This is a genomic window from Paraburkholderia sp. J63 (assembly GCF_905220245.1).
In the GTDB taxonomy this organism is placed as follows: Bacteria; Pseudomonadota; Gammaproteobacteria; order Burkholderiales; family Burkholderiaceae; genus Paraburkholderia.
In genome coordinates, this window is the sequence record NZ_CAJMZF010000049.1 from 19,634 (window position 1) to 41,050 (window position 21,417).

The window sequence follows — 21,417 nt, forward strand, 5'->3', positions numbered from 1 at the left end:
CCGCACCGACCCGCCTGGAAACGCTTCCAGGCGGGTTTTTGCATTCTTGTGATGTTTCGGTGCGATGGTTTGGCAGGGAGTTTGGCTCAGTGGCCGCACTGCCCGGGTTCGCCCGGGGATTGTGCAACCCCAACGCAATTCAGGTGAGTGATGAGTCTCAAGGACCAGATCAACGACGACATGAAGGCCGCGATGCGCGCGCGCGAAAGCGAGCGTCTCGCCACGATTCGTCTGCTGCTCGCCGCCATCAAGCAACGTGAAGTCGACGAGCGCGTGACGCTCGACGACGCTGGCATTACGGCGGTCATCGACAAGATGATCAAGCAGCGCAAGGACTCGATCAGCCAGTTCGAGGCGGCGGCCCGCATGGACCTCGTCGAGAAGGAAAACGCCGAGCTGCAGGTCCTGTCGGCCTATATGCCCGAGCAGCTTTCGGACGCGCAAATCGCGGCCGAAGTGCAGGCAGCGGTCGCCCAGGTGGGCGCGAGCGGCCCGCAGGACATGGGCAAGGTCATGGGCGTGCTCAAGCCCAAGCTGGCGGGCCGCGCCGACATGACAGCGGTCTCCGGCCTCGTCAAGGCCGCGCTCGCGAAGTAAGGGCCGCGCCTCGCGCGGCGCCGGCCCTTGCGCCGTGCGCCGCTGCGAGGTCCGTACGGGCCGTGCTAACGCACGTGCCCGGCCTCTGATACCCGAGCGACGAGCCCTGATGATTCCGCATTCGTTCCTGCAGGATCTGCTCAACCGCGTCGATATCGTCGACGTGGTGGGCCGCTACGTGCAGCTCAAGAAGGGCGGCGCGAATTTCATGGGCCTGTGCCCGTTTCACAACGAAAAGAGCCCGTCCTTTACCGTTAGTCCAACGAAACAGTTTTATCACTGCTTCGGCTGTGGCGCGCACGGCACCGCGATCGGCTTCCTGATGGAGCACGCGGGCCTCACGTTTCCCGAGGCCGTCAACGAACTCGCGCAGTCGGTCGGCCTCACCGTGCCTCAGGAGCCTTCGCCGATGCGCGGCGGCGCCTATGGTGGCAGCGGCGGGGCGGGCGCCGGGTCCGGCGGCTACGCGCCGGGCGTCTCGAAGGCCGTCTCCAATGCGCTTTCGGACCTCATGCAGACGGCTTGCGACTACTACCGCAAGCAGCTACGCAACGCGCCGAATGCCATCCAGTATTTGAAAAAGCGCGGCCTCACGGGCGAAATCGCGGCCCGTTTCGGCCTCGGTTACGCGCCCGACGGATGGCAGAACCTCGAATCCGCGTTTACCGATTATCGCGACGATGCGCTGGTCGAAGCCGGCCTCGTCATCGTCAGCGAAAAGCAGGACGCGCAGGGCCAGGCGCGCCGCTATGACCGTTTCCGCGACCGCGTGATGTTCCCCATCCGCAACGTCAAGGGTCAGGTGATCGGCTTTGGCGGGCGCGTGCTCGACGGCGGCGAGCCCAAGTATTTGAATTCCCCGGAAACGCCGCTATTTAACAAGGGTAGCGAACTGTACGGGCTGTTCGAGGCGCGACTCGCGATCCGCGAACAGCACTACGTGCTGGTAGTCGAAGGGTATATGGACGTGGTCGCGCTCGCGCAACTCGGATTCCAGAACGCGGTGGCCACGCTGGGCACCGCGTGCACGCCCATCCACGTGCAGAAGCTGATGCGTCAGACCGATACGGTGATCTTCAGCTTCGACGGCGATGCGGCGGGCCGGCGCGCCGCGCGGCGCGCGCTGGACGCGTGCCTGCCTCATGCGGCGGACAATCGCACGATCCGCTTCCTGTTCCTGCCCTCGGAGCACGATCCGGACAGCTACGTGCGCGAGTACGGCACCGAGGCGTTCAAGGAGCAGGTCGACCGCGCCATGCCGCTCTCGCAGTTCATGTTGAATGAAGTGCTGGTGGGCAAGGAGCTGGATCAGCCGGAAGGGCGCGCCCGCGCGCTGTTCGATGCGAAGCCGCTGTTGCAGGCGCTGCCGGCCAACGCGCTGCGCGCGCAGATCATGCACATGTTCGCCGACCGTCTCGACGTGCCGTTCGAGGAAGTTGCGGCGCTCTGCGAAGTCGACGCCCGCATCGCCCAGGCCGCGCGTCAGGCGCCCGCGCGCAAGGACCGGCACCTCGTGACCGGGATCGAGCGCAAGGCGCTGCGCAACCTGGTGATGCATCCGCGCATCGTGGCGCAGCTCGACGAAGAGGCCGAACAGGCGCTCATCACGCTCACGCGGCACGGCGAACTGTTCGAGGAAGTGACTACGCACGCACGTGCGCTGGGCGACGCAGCCGAGTTTCAGCTCCTTTCGGACCTGTTGCGAAACGGTGCGAACGCCCCCACCTTCGAGGAGATTTTTCGCGAAATTCTGGACTATGATGAAAACGTTCGGGATTTGCTGATGAAAAATCCAGAAGATGGCGCCGTGATCGAGGAGCGCCGCGAGCAGGAGCGGCTCGTGGGCGAGGAACTGGCGGCGGCAATCCTGAAAATGCGCTTCGACGCTTGCAGCGAGCGGTTGGACGTGCTTTCGCGGCAGTCGCGTCATACGCCCGAGGAGCTGGCCGAATATGTGAAACTGAATCAGACACGGGCTGACATGAAACGTCAGCTCGGGCTGTAGGGAAGGAACGTGCGCGGGCGATTATTACCGTGCGTGCTATAATAAAAGGTTTTCAGCGGTTTGTTTTTGTTGTTTGTTTTTGTTTTTTCCGGGCGGGCAGCTCAAGTATCACTCGGAGGTCATTCGCCGGGCGATACCCCAAGATGTCCAGTTTCCAGCAAGGGCGGAATGGCAATGGCAAAGACTACAGGCGGAAAAAAGGCGACAGGCAAAGGCTCGACGGAGCCGACCAGCAAGGTCACGAAGGCCCAGGACGCACCACCCGCCAGTTCCCGCCGCAAGGCGGCGACCGCCAGTCATGAAGTCCCCGCAGTCCGGAAGAAAGCCATGGCTGCTTCGGCCGCGCGAGCGGCGCCAAATCGTGCGGCGAAAGCCGCGACTCACCCGGCAACGAAGCGGTCCGGTGGTCCGAGTAGTGCAAGGCAAGTGCCTGCCGTTGCGGACGATGCGGCAGAGCGCGAGGCTCCAGTATCCACGGTTCAAGAGGCTGATGTCCAGCAGCCGCGAGTCGAGACTACAGCCGGTACGGCGAACTCCATGACGAAAAAGCTGAATGAAGTGTCCGTCGATGACGACGCAAACCAGAGCGAAGAAAGCACGCCCACCGCGGGCAAGGGTGAAAAAACCACCCGTGCGCGCGACCGGCGAGCGAAGGAAAAGGCGCTGCTGAAAGACGCATTCGCGTCATCGCAGCCCGGGACCGTCGAGGAACTCGAAGAGCGGCGCAACAAGCTGCGCGCGCTCATCAAGCTTGGCAAGGAGCGCGGTTACCTCACCTACGCCGAAATCAACGATCACCTGCCGGACAACTTCACCGAGACCGAGGCGATCGAAGGCATTATCAGTACCTTCAACGACATGGGCGTGGCCGTCTACGAGCAGGCGCCCGATGCCGAAACGCTGCTCCTGAACGACAACGCGCCCAACGCTTCTTCGGACGACGAAGTAGAAGAGGAAGCCGAGGTCGCGCTCTCCACCGTCGACTCCGAATTCGGCCGCACGACCGACCCGGTGCGCATGTACATGCGCGAAATGGGCACGGTCGAGCTGCTCACGCGCGAAGGCGAAATCGAAATCGCCAAGCGCATCGAAGACGGCCTCATGCACATGGTCATGGCAATCTCCGCTTGCCCGACCACCATCGCCGACATCCTCTCGATGGCCGAGCGCGTGGCGAACGACGAGAGTCGCGTAGATGAGCTCGTCGACGGCCTGGTCGATCCGAACGCCGAAGACACCGACGGCTTCAATGCGAAGGAAGCCGAAGAGATCGAGAACGAGCAGGAAGAAGACGAAGAGGAAGAGGAAGAAGAGGAAGAAGAAGAGGACGACGGCGCAGCCCAGGCGACGGCCAATGCGGCGCAGCTCGAAGCCCTCAAGCGCGCCTCGCTCGAAAAATTCGCGCTCATCAGCGAGTGGTTCGACAAGATGCGCCGCGCGTTCGAGAAGGAGGGCTACAAGTCGAAGTCCTACCTCAAGGCGCAGGAAACGATCCAGAACGAGCTGATGTCGATCCGCTTCACGGCGCGCACCGTCGAGCGTCTGTGCGACACGTTGCGCGCGCAAGTGGATGAAGTGCGCCAGGTCGAACGCCAGATCCTGCATACGGTCGTGGACAAGTGCGGCATGCCGCGCTCGGAGTTCATCGCGCGCTTCCCGGGCAACGAAACCGATCTCGACTGGTCCGACAAGATCGTTGCCGAGAGTCACTCGTATAGCGCGATCCTCTCGCGCAACATCCCGGCGATCCGCGAACAGCAGCAGCGTCTGCTGGACCTGCAGGCGCGCGTGGTGCTGCCGCTGAAGGACCTGAAGGAAACCAACCGCCAGATGGCGGCCGGCGAACTCAAGGCCCGCCAGGCGAAGCGCGAGATGACCGAGGCCAACCTGCGTCTCGTGATCTCGATTGCGAAGAAGTACACGAATCGCGGCTTGCAGTTCCTCGACCTCATTCAGGAAGGCAACATCGGCCTGATGAAGGCGGTGGACAAGTTCGAATATCGCCGCGGCTACAAGTTCTCGACCTACGCGACGTGGTGGATCCGCCAGGCCATCACGCGCTCGATCGCGGACCAGGCGCGTACGATCCGCATTCCGGTTCACATGATCGAGACGATCAACAAGATGAACCGCATCTCGCGGCAGATCCTGCAGGAAACCGGTCTCGAGCCGGATCCGGCCACGCTCGCCGAGAAGATGGAAATGCCGGAGGACAAGATCCGCAAGATCATGAAGATCGCGAAGGAACCGATCTCCATGGAAACGCCGATCGGCGACGACGACGATTCGCATCTGGGCGACTTCATCGAGGACAACAACACGGTGGCGCCGGCCGATGCCGCGCTGCATGCTTCGATGCGCGATGTGGTGAAGGACGTGCTCGACTCGCTCACGCCGCGCGAGGCGAAGGTGCTGCGCATGCGCTTCGGTATCGAGATGAGCACCGATCACACGCTCGAGGAAGTCGGCAAGCAATTCGACGTCACGCGCGAGCGGATTCGCCAGATCGAGGCGAAGGCGCTGCGCAAACTGCGTCACCCGAGCCGTTCGGACAAGCTCAAGTCCTTCCTCGAAGGGAACTGAAGGTTGTTTGAGATGGGTCCGGGAACGCGGTTAATTGCGTTCCGCGGATAGTCAGGCGGGGGCGGTTCGTGTAGTATGTCGGCCTGCCGTCGAAAAGCCCGGCCTCTGTGTAGACCGGGCTTTTTTGTTGACTTCCCCTCGTTGTAGCTTCGTGGGCCGGACGCCGTGTTGGTTGCAGGCAGCGGACTCATAATCCGCCGGAGAGATCCCGTCGTCGGTTCGAACCCGACCCGGCCCACCATTCGTTATTCCATCAACTTCTGGGACGTTCCGTTCGGATCTCCCAAACCCTTGCTGGGTGGTCACTTGAGACCATTTCCTGCTCCGTCGATTGCTGTTGCGACCCGTTGACTTCCTTAGTTTCGTGGGGGTAGTTTTGGGGGTATGCCGTCCTTCTCGGCAGGAGATACCCCCATGCCCCTCTCCGATACCACTATTCGCGGCGCCAAGCCCGGCGTCAAGCCGGTCAAGCTGTCCGATGCCGGCGGTCTCTATCTTCTTCTGACTCCAAGCGGATCTCGCCTGTGGCGTATGAAGTACCGTTTTGCAGGGAAAGAAAAACTGCTTGCGCTCGGCGCCTATCCGACCGTATCGCTAAAGGACGCCCGTCACCGGCGCGACGAGGCGCGGAAGAAGCTTGCAGCGGGCTACGATCCAGGCGAAGCCAGGAAAGCAGAAAAAGCGACGGCAAAAGATCGCGCCGCGAACAGTTTCGAAGTCATTGCGCGAGAGTGGTTCGAATTGACGAAAGGCAAATGGGAGGCGGAGTATGCCAGCCTCATCATGCATCGTCTGGAGCGCGACATGTTTCCGTCTATGGGAGGGCGTCCAATCGCTGAGATCACGGCCGTAGAGCTATTAGCCGCGCTACGGAGGATCGAAAAGCGAGGCGCGATCGATACGGCACATCGTGCCTTGCAGAAGTGCGGCCAGATTTTCCGCTACGCGGTGGTAACCGGGCGAGCAGACCGCGATCCAACCGCCGACCTTCGCGAAGCTCTCAAGCCAGCACCGAAACAGCACTACGCGTCGATCAAGGATCCGAAAGCTGTTGGAGCACTGATGCGCGCGATTCGGGACTATGTAGGTGGCTTTGAAACGAAATGCGCACTGCTAATCGGCATTCTGACCTTTGTACGCCCGGGCGAGCTTCGAAAGGCAGAGTGGACCGAATTCGACCTGGACCATGCTGAGTGGCGCCTCCCTGCTGTCCGGATGAAGATGGGAGAACAGCACATCGTGCCTCTCTCGACGCAGTCGCTAACGATCCTAAAGGATCTTCATTCGGTAACTGGGCATGGACGTTACCTTTTCCCAAGTGTTAGAACCGCTTCTCGGCCAATGAGCGAGAACACAGTGAATGCCGCTCTTCGTAGGCTTGGATATACGCGAGAGGAAATGACGGGTCACGGGTTCCGCAGCACTGCATCCACATTACTCAACGAACTGGGGTGGCACCCGGATGCAATAGAGCGGCAGCTATCACACGGCGAAAGAGATGAGGTGCGCGGCGCTTACAATTTCGCTGAGTATCTTCCTGTCCGAAAGAAGATGATGCAAGCGTGGGCTGACCATCTCGATCAGTTGGAACGTGGAGCGAGATTGTTGAGGATAGGACTTTCCCGCACAAGCTGACATCAGCTAGATGCAAAAAAGCGAATCGAAGAAACCCGCAAGCACGGCGACGCGTGGCGACGTCCTCGCCAGCGAGAGCTAGGTATTTTTCTGTTGAATCATCGAAAGCATCGAAGGTGTACTCGCCTTTGGCCGATACTTATTGATGTCACGAAATTGTTATCGCTTTCGGATATTGAAGAGATAATCTAATTCAATATGTTTCCGCTCGGGTTTAGTTATCTTTGAGTATCACCGATACTCGGATGCCGCGCATCATTTAACGGAAGTTAGTGGAATATAATGGAGTGGGAGTAACTTAGGATCCTCTGCAGTGGTCTGCAGAGGTCCGTCGATTCCCTGATTTCCCGTACAAAAACAAGGGTTTATTGACTATTTTGATCCGCTGCCGTCCGTCGGCAGTGCTGCGTCGCCGACGGCATGAGCGACGGTATAGCATCTTTCTCTGCAGACGATCCATTTTGATACCGTCACCGCGCGTGACGGTATCAAACACGGTATCAGTTCATGGAGGATTGCATGCTGACGGACCTCGAATTGCGGGCGCTCAAGCCCACCGGCAAGATATACAAGGTTGCTGACCAGCGTGGCCTGTATGTTGCGGTTACCTCGTCCGGAGCGGTGAGTTTCCGCTTCGACTATCGTCTGAATGGGCGCCGGGAGACCCGGGTCATAGGCCGCTACGATCCCGGGCTACCAGCACGCGGCCCACGTCCTTCTGACGAACTTTCCTTTGGCATGTCGCTGCGTCTTGCGGAAGCAAGGCTGCTCCTTGAGAGGGCTCGTCGGGAAGTGGAACAGGGCGTCAGTCCGTCGAGAAACAAGGTTGAAAAGCGTGCAGAAGCGGCCGAAGCGATGACGTTTGGAAAGTGGGCCGAAAAATACTTCGCAGAAGCCATGCTCGCGGAATCGACCCGTGCGATGAGGAAGTCCGTCTACGACCGGAATCTTGCAGCGGAGTTCGGGCGGCTGAAGCTCGAAGAGATCACACCTTCAAGACTCCTGATGAGGTGTGAGAAGATCAAGGAGCGTGGTGCGGCGGCACCGGCCGTTCAGGCACGCGACATCGTCCTCCAGGTCTATCGTTTTGTGCAGGCAAGAGGGTTGAAGGTAGCCAATCCTGTAGAAGACATTCGTCCCTCCGCTATTGCTACCTTCAAGCCGCGGGACCGGGCACTTACACCGTCAGAAATTCATGTGTTTTTCAAGGGGCTCGAGAGGACACCTACCCTGCCAACGCTGCGTCTAGCCATCAAGTTCATGCTACTGACAATGGTGCGCAAGTCGGAATTTATTCTCGCCAGTTGGAGCTAGTATTCTGTCCCAGAAATAACTTTGCATATGTCCAGATTGTTCTATGATCGAGTCACGGCGTGCAGGAGGCGATCATGGGACGCAGAGGAATCGAAGTTGTCGTGTCGGAGTTGGAGCGAGAACAATTGCTGTCAATGAGCCGCTCGCGTTCGCTGCCTCACTCTCTGGTGCGTCGGGCAAAGATTGTCTTGATGGCAGCTGACGGTCATACGAGCCAGGAGATTGCAACGCAGTGCGAAGTTACTGCACCGGCGATCACGCACTGGAAGAAGCGGTTTGTTGCGCAGGGGCTTGGCGGTCTGCATGATGAAGCCCGTCCAGGGCGGCCTCGCACCCATGACGATGAAGCGGTAGCGGAACTGCTGGCGAGGATACTGCATGAGAAGCCGGACGGGGCAACGCACTGGAGCGTGCGCTCCGCTGCAGCGCAGACAGGGATTTCGAAGAGTTCGGTGGCCCGATATCTGTCGTTGTTCGGTGTACAGCCCCACCGTTCAAAGAGCTTCAAGCTGTCTAACGATCCCTACTTCGTAGAGAAGGTGCGCGATATTGTGGGGCTGTACCTGAGCCCGCCGACTAATGCCCTCGTGCTTTGTGTCGACGAGAAGAGCCAGTGCCAGGCGCTAGAACGTACGCAACCGATGTTGCCGATGGGGCTGGGGTATCTCGAGGGAGTGACGCATGATTACGTTCGGCATGGCACCACCACGCTATTCGCCGCGCTCAATACGGCAACGGGTGAAGTCATTGCGCAGTGTAAGCCGCGCCACCGACATCAGGAATTCCTGGCGTTTCTCAAGCATGTGGACCTGGCGGTGCACGCGGATCTCGATGTGCATCTGATCGTCGACAACTACGCGACACACAAGCATCCGAAAGTCCGGGCGTGGTTGGCCCGGCATACGCGCTACCACATGCACTTCACGCCGACCTACTCAAGCTGGCTGAATCAGGTTGAACGCTGGTTTGGCCTGATTACGCAGCAGGCGATCCGTCGAGGATCGTTCAAGAACGTGCGCCAACTCGTTACCAGCATCGAGCGGTACATCAAGCAGTACAACCAACACGGCCGCGCGTTCGTATGGACCGCGACTGCCGATTCAATCCTCCAGAAAGTGGCTCGGCTATGCAAAGTTATTTCTGGGACAGAATACTAGGTGGACTTTAATAAGGCGATCTGGACCATTCCGAAGGACCGGATGAAAGCAGGGCGTGCGCACAACGTCTATCTAAGCCAGCAGGCCCTGGACATCCTGGTCACCTTTAAGACTTGTTTTGGCGCGAGCGCGTATTTGCATCCGGGTCGCTATGAAACTGAATTGCCGATAAGTGCCGCCACTCTGAACCGCGTCGTTGACAGTGCAGTCAGGCTAATCCGTGAGAGCGAGGCACCAGACTTTGAATCCTTCTCTGTTCATGACCTACGGAGAACGGCGAGTACGCAACTGCATGAAGCCGGGTTCAACAGCGACTGGATAGAGAAATGTCTGGCGCACGAACAGCGTGGGGTACGCGCCGTATACAACAAGGCTGAATATGCCGAGAACCGAAGGACGATGCTACAGACGTGGGCCGACATGCTCGAAGGGTGGATCGTGAAGAATCCTGAAACGGATGACGCTGCTCAGGTGCGGATTACCGAAGGAGGCCTGCGCTCGATAGTGTAGAAGCTGGGGCTTGGCGAGCACAACTGTCAATCGAACGTTTTCATTTGCTCTGAAATTTGCTTTCCTACAGCGAGATTGCTTCTTCGTAGATGAATATTAATAAATAAATCGACATGATCATTCCATAAAATTAATTAGTTATATATTATTATTTGATATATGGATAGCATCCCGTAAGAGCGCTGTGGAAGAGTGTACCGGTTGCGCAACCGTGAGCTTTGTCTGAACGCTTTTGTGCGCAGGGTGCGGACGTCACTTCGCCTCCACTGGGCGAATTGCAGCTGAAGAAAACGGTCGAGGAACTCTGACCTCGACCGTCGGTTTGTGATGCCAAGTTACATTATTGCGCCAGGTATCCACCGTCCACCGGCAGTTCAATGCCTGTGACATAACTGGCTTCGTCGCTCGCGAGGAAGAGCACCCCATAGGCAATCTCAACCGGCTGAGCCTTCCGCTTCATCGGTGTGGCTGTGACGACGACATCGTTAACGGCACTTGCCTGCAAGGCAACCAGGGGCGTGTCCGTGATGCCTGGGTGAACCGAATTACAACGGATTCCATCCGAGACATAAGTAATTGCAACGTTTTTCGTCATTGTGCGCACCGCTCCCTTCGTGGCGTGATACGCATGTGCGCCTGGAACTGCCGCATTTCCCCAGATCGAAGAGAGGTTCACGATGGAGCCGGTTTTTTGTTGTTGCATTGTCGGAATCACGGCTCGGGTTCCAAGAAATACGCCAGTTTGATTGACGCCTATCACACGCTCCCACGACTTGACGTCGAGCATGTGAGCGGACTCGTACGTAGCGATGCCCGCATTGTTCACGAGAATATCAATTCGCCCATGGCGCTCGAGCGTGCTGGCCACCACGCGCTGCCAGTCCTCCTCGTTAGCGACGTCGATTTCTTCAGTGGTAACGCCTTTCTGGAATGGTTCGTCGGGCGCGCTGAGGTCTAATGCGACGACGTTGGCCCCCTCCTGGACGAACAGCTCTACGATTGCCCTTCCGATTCCACGGTTTCCGCCGGTAACCATCGCCACCTTGTTTTTCAGTCTCATCCTAATCTCCCGGTGTGATGGATCGGAAAGGCTAGATTGCCCATCCGCCGTCGATGGCGATTTCGGCGCCCGTGATGAATGCGCTTTCGTTGCTCGCCAGGAACGCAACAAGCGCGGCCACCTCGTCAGGCGTGCCGTGACGCTTTAGTGGGGCGGACTCGGCACCGAACTGGTTTATCTCATCGGGATTTTCCTTGAGCATGTCGGTCGCGATAAAACCCGGATGAACCGAATTCACCCGGATTCCGTGCGGAGCCAGCTCTGCAGCCGCAACCTTGGTCATGCCACGCACTGCCCATTTTGTGCCGCCGTACGAAATTGCATTGGCGAATCCCCGCAGGCCGGCAACGGACGAAATGTTGACGATCGCTCCATGACCGCTAGCGCTTAATGGTTCGATTGCGTGTTTCATGCCGAGTAGCGTGCCGAGTTGATTGACGCGAAAATGCTGTTCGGCAAGTTGTGTGGTGGTCTCGCCGAGCGGCGCGGGCTTGTAGATGCCGGCGTTGTTGACGAGCACGTTGCATTGCCCGAAAAGACTGGCCGCACGTTCGAAGACGTGCGCCCAGGCCGTTTCGTCCGTGACGTCATGCTTGACGAAGACCGCGCGCTCGCCGAGCTGGCGCGCGAGTGCCTCCCCTTCATCGACCAGCAGATCGGTCAACACCACGTTCGCCTCTTCGCGATGAAAGCGCTTCGCTTCCGCTGCGCCCTGGCCGCGGGCGGCGCCCGTGATGATGACGGTCTTGCCTTCGAATCGGTTCATGATTGAGTTCCTTGCTTCGCAATGCTATTCGTTGAGGAAAACGCCAGATAGCGATAACGCTTCAGTAGTGGCGCGAAACGTCTTTGGCTAGCCACGGGTAGCGTGCCGTATCCGCACCCGCGTAGTCCGGGTCGAGGTAGATGTGGCAGCGTTGAATCTTGAAGTCGCGGATTTCAAATACGTCGCACCACCGTCCCGCATGCGTCGTGCCGGCGCGCCAGGTCTGGCCGGTCTTGAGGCGGCCGTGGGAAGTGGCCTCGACCACGACGAGATCGCCCTGCTGGATGAAGTTGGCATACGTCACGTCGTGGCAGATTTCGGCCAGAATGCCGAGCAGATCGTCGAACAGTCTCGCGATCTCCTCGCGGCCGTTAGCAATACCCCATTTGGGGAAGTAAACCAGGGCGTGTTCGTCGAAGAGACTCAGGATTTCGTCGCCGCGGTCCATGCGTCTGAAGTACTCGAGCGCCACGGCTTTGCGTTGCTCATCGGTCATCGGTTCGCTCTGCATGTTGTCTCCTTGTTGCGCGCAGCGGTTTGCGGGGCCGCTGCGGCGGGGTTGCAAGAACAGCTGGAAAGGTCGCGGGTCAGTGCGTGGCTTCGGCGGGCCTGGTCTGCTTGACGGCTTCGGCGTGTGCTGCGTGTGCCGCGCGCCACGCGAACGCGATGATCGGACCCAACGTGCCTCCGCCCGCCCAGTAGGCGCGCGCGGAGGCAGACGCCACGCAGCTGCCCACGCCATACAACCCGGGAATGGGCGCGCCCAGATCGTCCAGCACTTGTGCGCTGGCGTTGGTCAGCGGACCGCCTTTCGTGTCGAGCGTGCCGCCGGCAACGAGCGCCGCGTAGTACGGCCCCGTGTCGGAGAGCGGATACAGCGTGGGATTGCCATGGTCGAGCGGCTCGCCCGTCGGGCCATTGAACATGCGTTCGACCAACCGGTCGCCGCGCTGGAAATCGTGGTCCTTGCCTTCGCGCGCAAGCGCATTGAAGCGGGCGATCGACGTACGAAGCTTCGTTGCGAAACTCCCGGAGAGGCGTGTATTCCCCGTGAGATGCGCATACTTCTCCAGACGCGCGCGGATGGCGCCGATCAGTTCGTCGAGGGTTTCGCCGCGCAGTTCGAACGCCTCATTGCCTGCAGCGGGACGGATCAAACGGCCATACTCCGTACTGGCGGAATGGGTCTGGCTGCGTTGATCCCAGATCGCGATCTGAACGAAGTTCGGGTACTCGGCACGTTGCGGATCCCATTCGAAGAATTTCTGTGCGATTTCGTTATAGGCGAGCTTTTCGTTGACCACCCGCTGTCCGGAGCTGTTCACCCATAGCATCGAATCTCCGCCGACCGAGAAGGTGCCCGTGAAGTCATCGCCGCCCGCGGCGACGCGTTCCAGCGCGCCCGGGCACATCCACGCATAGTTCATGTTGCGCAACTGGGCGCCGCTTGAACCGGCGATGCGAACAAAGTCGCCCTCATTGCTGCGCGCGGCGCAACCGCCGACGAAGGGCGCGTGAAGGAAGTTGGCGCGCAGGGCAGCGTCATGCGTAAAACCATCCGTCGCGAAAATCACAGCCTTGCGCGCACCGAGCGTGATCCGCTTGCCGCTTGCGTGCGTGCCCTGCACGCCGGTGACTGCGCCGTCGACACTTCGTACGAGTCGCTGCACGCGCACACCCGTCATGACTTCTACGCCGTCGCGCAGTGCGGCGGTTCGCATCGATTCGACTGCGACCTTTCCGCCGTCGGACATCGACTCACATGCGTCAGCGGGCACGAGCACCCGGCCACGCGGCGCCTTGTTCTCGGGGAGTTCGGCCCAGTAGTCGGTCACGTCGGCGCACTGCCGGTAGCGCAGGGCGCCCCGCTCATGCAGCGCCTCGGCAGCAGGGGCCGCGCTTTCGTAGATGGCTTCAAACGCTTCGTATTCCCACTGCTCCAGGCCGAGCAGCGGTGCGTCGGGTTTGTAGCGCTCGGGACGCGCGAGGCGCGCCATGTAGCGCAGGCAATCTTCCTTGACGTCGACGAGGCCGGCTTCCCGCATCGGCCGGTTATTGGGCACCCAGTACCAGAATGCCGCCTTGCGCGCGCTGCCGCCGATCGTGTCGGCCTTTTCGACGAGCGCCACCGAATTGCCCAGCCAGCGCGAGAAGAGAGCGGCAGGCAGGCCGCCGCCGCCCGCACCGACGACGATGACGTCGTATTCACTGTCAAGCGCTGAGGGCGCTGCGGCCGGCACGGCTGCTAGCCGCCCATTGCGGGCTTCCCTGCATTGTCTTCCTCCATATGTTTTCGATGTCAGGCAGCGCGCCGGGGGGACTCGCGCCCGCCTTCGTAAAAATATACTCTAAGATAAAATATATGCAAAAAATAAAAAACTATCGTTGTAATCGGATGGTATATATCGGCAACCGCGCGGAGAGAGCGGATGGAGGGGCATCGGAAGGATGGGAAATGCAGGCCATCGCAGCGGGGGCGCGAGGAGGGAGCAGGTGGCAAGCATTTGTCGCCACGACCGGGGGGCAGTGGCGCGGGAGAAAAGTTTGAAGCCGTCAGCGAGCGCTACGGCATAGGCGGGGGCGGGCTTTCGTGCGCAGCGTCCAGAGATGGCCGGGTGTGAATCAGGCCGCCGTGCGCCGTTTTCGTGCGCTGGCGGCCGCAGTCGTCGCCCCCTGCGGAGTGCTTTGTGGCGCGTCGGTGTGATCCGCGCGCTCAAGGACCAGTTTGGCCGTGGTAGAGAAATGGTCCCGCAGCAATTTGCACGCGAGATCTGCGTCTCGCGCAAGCACCGCCTTGACGATTTCTTCGTGCTCTTTGCCGACATCGCGTTCGATCGCGTGCTGGTTACGCAGTGACATATGGCGATAACGCGCCGTCTGCGTACGCAGGGTCACAGCAAAGTGCTTTAACCACTTCGACCGGCAGCCCGCAAGCAGAACCATGTGGAAATTGTCATGCGCTCGCTCCCACGCGGGATTCATCCGGGGCGGCTCTCCGATCGTTGTCGGCAGGCTGTTCACCAGGTGAAACGCCGCAAGTACAGAGCCTTCCCATTCAAGGTTGCCGCTTTCGATCGCGTCGCGCAGCGCCTCGGATTCTATGCCCTGTCTCACCGAGGTGACATCTTCCAGATCTTCCCGGGAAATCTGCGTGACGCGGAAGCCGCGCTGGTCCTCAGCCTCGACGAAGCCGCTCATCGCGAGCCGGGAGACAGCTTCGCGCAGCGGAATCACCCCCGCCTGGTAGCGCTCGGCCAACTCGCGGATGTTGAGTTTCGAACCAGGCGGCAGCACTCCCGTGACGATGTCCTGAAGGATAGCGTCCGCCAGCACCGACGCCATCGTCCGCGGCGAGTTGCTATCGGTGTTGTCGAAATTGATGTCCACGGCGTTCTCCTCTTGATGCCTCGATTATATTCAAAAGCAGAAGTGTATCCATAAGTTCGGGTTAACGATAAAAGACAAAAATATATATATTTTGTACTTTTGTATCTGTTGACGCCGCCCCCGGCGGTCGTCCTCTCAAACCGCTCTGGAGAAGTCATGCGTTACGTTAATTTTTCAGCCGACGGCCAGCCGCGCCAGTTGGGCGTGCTTCAAGGTTCCACTGTCACGTCGCTCGGCGACGCCACTCTCGAAGACCTGCTGGCGCAAGGCACCGATCTGCTTGCTTACGCGAATGCGCGACGCGAGTCCGGCAAAGAGTACAAAGTGGACGACGTCACGTTATTGCCGCCGCTTACGAACCCGGGAAAGATCATCTGCGTCGGCCTGAATTACGCGGACCATACCAAGGAAAGCCCCTATGAGCAGCCGTCGTATCCAACCCTTTTTCCGCGCTTCAATACCAGCCTGATTGGTCACCGCGCGCCGATGATCCGTCCGCTTGTTTCCGATTCCCTCGACTTCGAGGGCGAAATGGCCGTGGTGCTCGGGCGCGGCGGCCGTCATATTCCGCAGGAGCAGGCGCTGGACTGCGTGGCCGGCTATTCGGTGTTCAACGACGGTTCGGTGCGCGAGTATCAATTCAAGGCGCCGCAATGGACTGTTGGCAAGAATTTCAACGGCACCGGTGCTTTCGGCCCGACGTTGGTCACGTCCGACGAAGTCCCGTCGGGCGGCAAGGGCCTGAAGCTCGAAACGCGCCTGAACGGCAAGGTGGTGCAGTCCGCCAACACGAGCGACATGCTGTTCGACGTGGGGTCGCTCATTGCAATCGTCAGCGAGGCCATCACGCTGGAAGCGGGAGACGTGATCGTCAGTGGCACGCCGGCCGGCATCGGCTGGGCGCGCGAGCCGAAGCTCATCATGCGCGACGGCGACGTATGCGAAGTTGAGATCGAGGGGCTCGGCGTGCTCACGAACGTGGTGCGCGACGAGGCGCCGCGGCGCTGAGACGGCGCTTCGCGAACCAGACGGGCAGACCTACAGGAAGGAGATGACATGAGACAGATTCGCGTCCCAGTATTCGTGGTGGGGGCGGGCCCCGCAGGTTTGACGACGGCCGCGTTGCTGGCGAAGTACGGCGTGGAGGTGCTGGCCATTACACGCTATCCCGGCACCGCGCATTCGCCGCGCGCGCATATTACGAATCAGCGCACGGTGGAAGTGTTTCGCGACCTCGGTATCGAGGACCGCGTGCGCGCGCTTTCCACCGCGAACGAACTGATGAGCAACAACGTCTGGGCGACGAGTTTCGCGGGTACGGAGATCGCGCGCCTGCAGACGTGGGGCACCGGCACGAAGCGCCGGGCCGACTACGAGGCGGCGAGTCCGTCCCGGATGTGCAATGCGCCCCAGCACCTGCTCGAGCCGGCCATCCTCACGGCCGCGCGCGAATATGGCGCGAAGGTGCTGTTCAACACGGAGCTGGTGTCGATACGGCAGACCGACGAGGCCGTGTATTCGCGGGTCGTCGACCGCTTGACCGGCGAAGAATTCGAAGTGGTCTCCGACTACGCGGTGGGCGCGGACGGTGCGCAAAGCCTCGTCGTCAAGGAAGTCGGCTTCGAACTGGAAGGCGAGATGGGCCTCGGCTGCGCGGTGAACTGCTGGCTCGAGGTGGATCTGGAAAAGTACTGCGCGCACCGCCCGGGCGTGCTCTACTGGATGACCCAGCCCGGCAGCGACTACTGGGTGGGCAGCGGCACGTACATTTGCGTGCGGCCATGGAACGAGTGGGTGCTTCTCTTCATGTACAACCCGAAGGACGGCGAGCCTGACCTCAGCGAGGAGGCCGTGATGGCGCGCGCCCGCGCGACGATCGGTGATCCAGACATCCCGATCCGCGTGAAAGCCGTGTCCAAATGGACGATCAACCGCATGGTCGCGCGCAGCATGGTGAAGGGGCGCGTCGCTATCGCTGGCGATGCCGCGCACCGCCATCCGCCCGCCAACGGCCTCGGCTCGAATACCTCGGTACAGGATGCATTCAACCTTGCCTGGAAACTTGCGATGATCGTCAAGGGTGAGGCAACGCCTGCGCTGCTGCAGACATATACGGACGAACGCCAGCCGGTCGCCGAGGGCGTCGTGAACCGTGCGATCAAGTCGGTGGGCGAGATGCTGCCGATCGCGAATGCACTTGGCTTCTCTGCGGGTCAGAGCGCCGAACAGGGCTGGGCCTCGCTCGACGAGTTGTTCTCCGACTCCGAGACTGGCCGCGCGCGCCGCAAGGTGCTGGCCGAGGCGGTGGAACTCCAGAACTATCAGTTCAACTGTCACGGCGTGGAACTGGGGCAGCGCTATACGTCGGCGGCAATCGTGCGCGACGGTGCCACGTTCCCCGCGCCCACGCGCGATCCCGAGCTTTACCACCACGCTACGACCACGCCCGGTGCCTCCATTCCCCATGCATGGATCCAGCAGGACAACGCGCTCGTCTCGACCCTGGATCTCGTGGGCCATGGTGTGTTCACCGTGCTGACCGGTGCAGGCGGAGACGCCTGGCTCGCGGCGGCGCAGCAGGTGGGCGCCGAATTCGGCGTCGCGGTGAACGGTGTGCGGATCGCGCACGGTACTTCGACGTTCGACGTCTACGGTGACTGGGCGCGGCAGAGCGAGATCGAAGACCACGGCTGCGTGCTGGTGCGTCCGGATCGCTTCGTCGCGTGGCGGTCGGTGGGCGAGGTGACCGACCCGGCGGTGGAATTGCGCCGCGTGTTCGCTCAGATACTCGGCCGCGCGTCAGGCGAAAAAAGTACGGCAGACGCGCGCCGCACCACGGCCACGGCTTGAAGGAGGTTCGCTCATGACATCCTCGACGACGCAGCGCGCAGCGTTCGGCATTCACAGCATCGATCATTTCGCGCTCGAGGTGCCGAGCCTCAATGAAGCGACGCATTTCCTCACGGCGTTCGGCTTCGGACTCGAAAACGCGGGCGACCAGCTTTTGCTGCGCACGCCGGCCAGCGACCATATCTGGGTGCGCGTGCGCGAAGGGGCGCGCAAGCGCCTTGCGTATCTTTCGCTGAACTGTTTCGCCGACGACTTCGAGCCGCTCCGCGCGCAGATCGTACAGGCGGGAGGCCGCGCGGCCGCTCCCGCCGTCGGGTCCGGCACCGATGGCTTCTGGTTCGAGGACCCGGACGGCAACTTGATGCAGCTTCGGGTGGGCGAGAAGACCTCGCCCGGCTTCAAGGTCTGGCCGCAGCCGGCGGCCAGACTGGCGGGTCTGCGCGGTGCCTCGATGCGCGCGGATGCGCCGCCTGCGCGACCACAACGGCTTTCACATGTGCTGATGTTCACGCCAGACATCGAGCATGCCGTAGCGTTCTACGAACAGGCGCTCGGCATGCGGCTTTCCGACGGCTCGGCAGGGATCGTGGCGTTCCTGCACGCACGTCACGGCAGCGATCATCACCTTATCGCATTTGCACAGGGCGAGGCGAAGGGCTGGCATCACAGTGCATGGGATGTTGCTGACGTCGACACGGTCGGCATAGGCAAGATGCAGATGGCGCAGGCGGGTTACGTGGAAGGATGGGGCGTGGGACGGCACGTGCTGGGCTCCAACTACTTCCAGTACGTGCGCGATCCGTGGGGCGCTTACTGGGAATACTCGGCGGACATCGATTTCGTGCCGCCGGGTTTTGAATGGCCGTGCGGCGATCACGCGCCCGAGAATTCGCTCTATCTATGGGGCCCGGACGTACCAGCGTATTTTTTCGAGAACACAGAGCAGTAGCAAACGTCGGTAGGGCGAACGACGGGCTGTGCCCATTGATGTACGGAGTGGGTATTTTTATTTTAGTTAGATATACGAATTAAAAAGAGGAGACACAATGGCAGTCGGAAGAACACTGGTCGCAAGGCGAGCCCCAAGACGTGCCACAACCGCCGTCGCTCTACTGGTGTGCGCTGCGTCGGCCCACGCCCAGAGCAGCGTGACATTGTTTGGCCTGATGGACGCGGGCGTGAGCTACGTGAGCAACGAAGGAGGCCACGGCAATCTGAAATTCGATGAAGGCATCTATGCTCCCAGCCTGTTCGGGATGCGCGGCAGCGAGGACCTGGGCGGCGGCACGCACGCTGTGTTCGAGCTGCTGGACCAGTTTTCCATGGCCAACGGTGCGACGATCGGCAATGGGCTGTTTGGCCGCAGCGCATACGTTGGATTCGATGACACACGCCTCGGCACACTCACGTTCGGCAATCAGTACGACTTCATGCCTGATTTCCTTTTCTTTACCGGCGACGATGCGGCGCGTGACCTGGGCGGTCTCTATAACCTGCGCAACGGACCATTCCAGAAGCTCGCGCTGCCAAACAATCCTACCGGCGCGTTCGACTGGGACCGACTGGCGGGGAGTCAGCGCGTGGCGAGTTCGGTCAAGTATGTTAGCGCGGTTTTCGAGGGCTTGCGCGTCGGTGCGCTTTATGGATTCGGTGGCGTACCGGGGGCGTTTGGCTCGAACAACACCGTGAGCTTCGGCATGGATTACACGCGCGGACAGTTCGGCGCCGATGCCGCGTACACCAGCGAGAAGTACGCGGCAGCTCTCGGCTCGCCAGCGACGAGCGTGCGCAACTGGGGTGCCGGTGCGCACGTTGGTTTTGGCGCGATCACCGCGAACACGCTTTTCACGACAGTGCGCAATTCAGCGTCTGGTGGTGCGGTCTGGATGGGCGAGGCCGGCGCTGTGTGGCACACCGGCGGCCCGCTCCTCTTCGGTGCCGACTATATGTACATGAAGGGTAACGCGACGCTTGACAACAACCACGCGCATCAGCTGACGGCATCGGTCCAGTATTGGTTGTCAAAACGCACGATGGTCTATGCGAGTGGAGTCTGGCAACGTGCGAACAGTGGTGCTTTCGCCCAGATCAACGGCGTTCTCGATGCAGATGGTGCCTCCGATGGTGCGAACCAGGCAATCGCACGTGTGGGTATCCATACAGTTTTCTAGCCGCCACATGGCGGAGAACGACATACAACGTTTGGAGAAAGACATGACTACACCAAATTCTACGTCCGGTTGGGACACCACCTATGAATGGAAAATCGTCGCGCTGCTTTCGCTTGGATTCGGTCTCGTAGGAGTCGATCGTTTCATGATCATGCCACTCTTTCCGGTAATGATGCGGGACCTGAAGCTCGACTATCAGGATCTTGGCCACATCACGGCCGCACTCTCTGTGGCATGGGGCGTGTCCGCGCTGTTCACGGGTAGTCTGTCCGACCGTTTAGGTCATCGCAAGGTCATCATTCCGGCGATGCTCGCGTTCTCTTTGCTCGCCTGCGCGAGCGGGCTCGCCTGGAGTGTTGGCAGCCTTATGCTGATCCGCGCCTTGATGGGGATTGCCGAAGGTGCATATACGCCGTCCAGTATAACGGCGACACTCGATGCATCGGAGCCACTACGACATGGACGTAATGTTGGCATCCAGCAGGCGGCGCTACCGTTGCTTGGCCTCGGTGTGGCACCCGTGCTCGTTACGCAGATGGTTCGTTTCGTGCCGTGGCACTGGATCTTCGCAATGGTCGCAGTGCCTGGTCTTCTGGTCTGCGCTCTGACATGGAAAGTTCTTCGCAACACCACTCCGCGTATGGCAGCGGTACATACGCAGACGCACGATGCCGCCACGCACCGCTGGTACGAGGTGCTGCGCTACCGCAATGTGCCACTTTGCTTCGTGGGAATGCTGTGCTGGCTGACCTGCCTGATCGTCCTGAGTGCGCTACTGCCAAACTATCTGACCGATTATCTGCATCTTTCGCTTCAGCAAATGGGGTTCGTGCTTTCTGCAACAGGTGTCGGTGGAACGCTGGGCGGTCTTGCAATGCCCTCGCTTTCCGACCGGATCGGGCGCCGGCCGGTAATGGTACTGTCAGTGATAGGCGCTTTCATATCACTTTGGGCCTTCGCCCATACAGGGGCGAACCCGACGGCGCTGTTCATCGGCTTGCTCGCGACGATTTTTTTTGTTTTTGCGATGATCACGCTAACCGTTGGTCCCATTAGCGCAGAGGCCGTGCCGGCGAAACTGATGACGACTGCATCGGGACTTGTGATTGGCGTCGGGGAGGTTTTTGGCGGAGGCGTTGCACCTTCCGTTGCAGGGTACGTGGCGAAGAATTTCGGAATCGAGTACATCATGCAACTCGGTATGGGTGCTCTGATAATCGGTCTCTTTGTAACGTTGGCACTCAAAGAGACGGCACCAGTTCGACGTGCGCATGCAGGGGCGATGGCGCCCCTTCCTGACTAACACACGTCGTCTGCAATTCAGGCGTGCCAAGGCTTCCCGGCAGCGCGCCTGAAGACGTGCTCCCTCGAGTGCGGGACTC

At 60.4% G+C, this 21,417-nt stretch carries 15 protein-coding genes, 1 tRNA gene and 2 pseudogenes; 13 read left to right on the forward strand and 5 right to left on the reverse strand.

Annotated features, from left to right (window positions below; genetic code table 11):
• Positions 1-150 precede the first annotated feature (150 nt).
• The 8 genes and pseudogenes from U5775_RS33255 to U5775_RS33290 form a co-directional block, all read left to right on the forward strand.
• Entirely contained in the window at positions 151-597 is a 447-nt protein-coding gene (locus U5775_RS33255) for a GatB/YqeY domain-containing protein (protein WP_322062376.1), read from the forward strand.
• 109 nt (positions 598-706) lie between these two features.
• A complete protein-coding gene (gene dnaG / locus U5775_RS33260; RefSeq protein ID WP_322062377.1) occupies positions 707-2,602 on the forward strand; it encodes a DNA primase in 1,896 nt (631 codons plus the stop codon).
• A gap of 174 nt (positions 2,603-2,776) precedes the next feature.
• On the forward strand, positions 2,777-5,185 hold the full coding sequence (gene rpoD, locus U5775_RS33265) for an RNA polymerase sigma factor RpoD (RefSeq protein WP_322062378.1): 2,409 nt from the start codon (positions 2,777-2,779) through the stop codon (positions 5,183-5,185).
• Positions 5,186-5,338: 153 nt separating this feature from the next.
• Positions 5,339-5,426 (forward strand) — tRNA-Ile (locus tag U5775_RS33270).
• 173 nt (positions 5,427-5,599) lie between these two features.
• Positions 5,600-6,820, forward strand: a complete 1,221-nt coding sequence (locus U5775_RS33275; protein WP_322062379.1) for a tyrosine-type recombinase/integrase — start codon at positions 5,600-5,602, stop codon at positions 6,818-6,820.
• Between the two features lie 519 nt (positions 6,821-7,339).
• Positions 7,340-8,128: pseudogene (locus U5775_RS33280) on the forward strand (tyrosine-type recombinase/integrase); the annotation flags it as partial.
• 80 nt (positions 8,129-8,208) lie between these two features.
• Entirely contained in the window at positions 8,209-9,291 is a 1,083-nt protein-coding gene (locus U5775_RS33285) for an IS630 family transposase (RefSeq protein WP_322062380.1), read from the forward strand.
• Positions 9,292-9,801 (forward strand): annotated as a pseudogene (locus tag U5775_RS33290) (tyrosine-type recombinase/integrase); the annotation flags it as partial.
• Positions 9,802-10,141: 340 nt separating this feature from the next.
• Here U5775_RS33290 and U5775_RS33295 read toward each other — a convergent pair.
• From U5775_RS33295 to U5775_RS33315, 5 genes are all read right to left on the reverse strand, one after another.
• A complete protein-coding gene (locus tag U5775_RS33295; protein ID WP_322062381.1) occupies positions 10,142-10,861 on the reverse strand; it encodes an SDR family NAD(P)-dependent oxidoreductase in 720 nt (239 codons plus the stop codon).
• Between the two features lie 31 nt (positions 10,862-10,892).
• Positions 10,893-11,627, reverse strand: a complete 735-nt coding sequence (locus U5775_RS33300; protein WP_322062382.1) for a glucose 1-dehydrogenase — start codon at positions 11,625-11,627, stop codon at positions 10,893-10,895.
• 61 nt (positions 11,628-11,688) lie between these two features.
• Complete coding sequence (locus tag U5775_RS33305) at positions 11,689-12,138, reverse strand: nuclear transport factor 2 family protein (RefSeq protein WP_322062383.1); 450 nt, start codon at positions 12,136-12,138, stop codon at positions 11,689-11,691.
• Between the two features lie 76 nt (positions 12,139-12,214).
• A complete protein-coding gene (locus U5775_RS33310) occupies positions 12,215-13,867 on the reverse strand; it encodes an FAD-dependent oxidoreductase (protein WP_322062384.1) in 1,653 nt (550 codons plus the stop codon).
• A 382-nt stretch (positions 13,868-14,249) separates the two neighbouring features.
• The gene (locus U5775_RS33315) at positions 14,250-15,014 is read right to left on the reverse strand and encodes a GntR family transcriptional regulator (RefSeq protein WP_322062385.1); all 765 of its coding nucleotides are present in this window, start codon (positions 15,012-15,014) and stop codon (positions 14,250-14,252) included.
• A 156-nt stretch (positions 15,015-15,170) separates the two neighbouring features.
• Between U5775_RS33315 and U5775_RS33320 the strand changes: the two genes are divergently transcribed.
• The 5 genes from U5775_RS33320 to U5775_RS33340 all read left to right on the forward strand — a co-directional run bounded on the left by U5775_RS33320 (position 15,171) and on the right by U5775_RS33340 (position 21,338).
• Complete coding sequence (locus U5775_RS33320) at positions 15,171-16,022, forward strand: fumarylacetoacetate hydrolase family protein (protein WP_322062386.1); 852 nt, start codon at positions 15,171-15,173, stop codon at positions 16,020-16,022.
• Positions 16,023-16,070: 48 nt separating this feature from the next.
• On the forward strand, positions 16,071-17,864 hold the full coding sequence (locus tag U5775_RS33325) for an FAD-dependent monooxygenase (protein ID WP_322062387.1): 1,794 nt from the start codon (positions 16,071-16,073) through the stop codon (positions 17,862-17,864).
• A gap of 13 nt (positions 17,865-17,877) precedes the next feature.
• A complete protein-coding gene (locus U5775_RS33330) occupies positions 17,878-18,813 on the forward strand; it encodes a VOC family protein (RefSeq protein WP_322062388.1) in 936 nt (311 codons plus the stop codon).
• 97 nt (positions 18,814-18,910) lie between these two features.
• Positions 18,911-20,035, forward strand: a complete 1,125-nt coding sequence (locus U5775_RS33335) for a porin (RefSeq protein ID WP_322062389.1) — start codon at positions 18,911-18,913, stop codon at positions 20,033-20,035.
• A gap of 43 nt (positions 20,036-20,078) precedes the next feature.
• On the forward strand, positions 20,079-21,338 hold the full coding sequence (locus tag U5775_RS33340) for an MFS transporter (RefSeq protein WP_322062390.1): 1,260 nt from the start codon (positions 20,079-20,081) through the stop codon (positions 21,336-21,338).
• Positions 21,339-21,417: the final 79 nt, after the last annotated feature.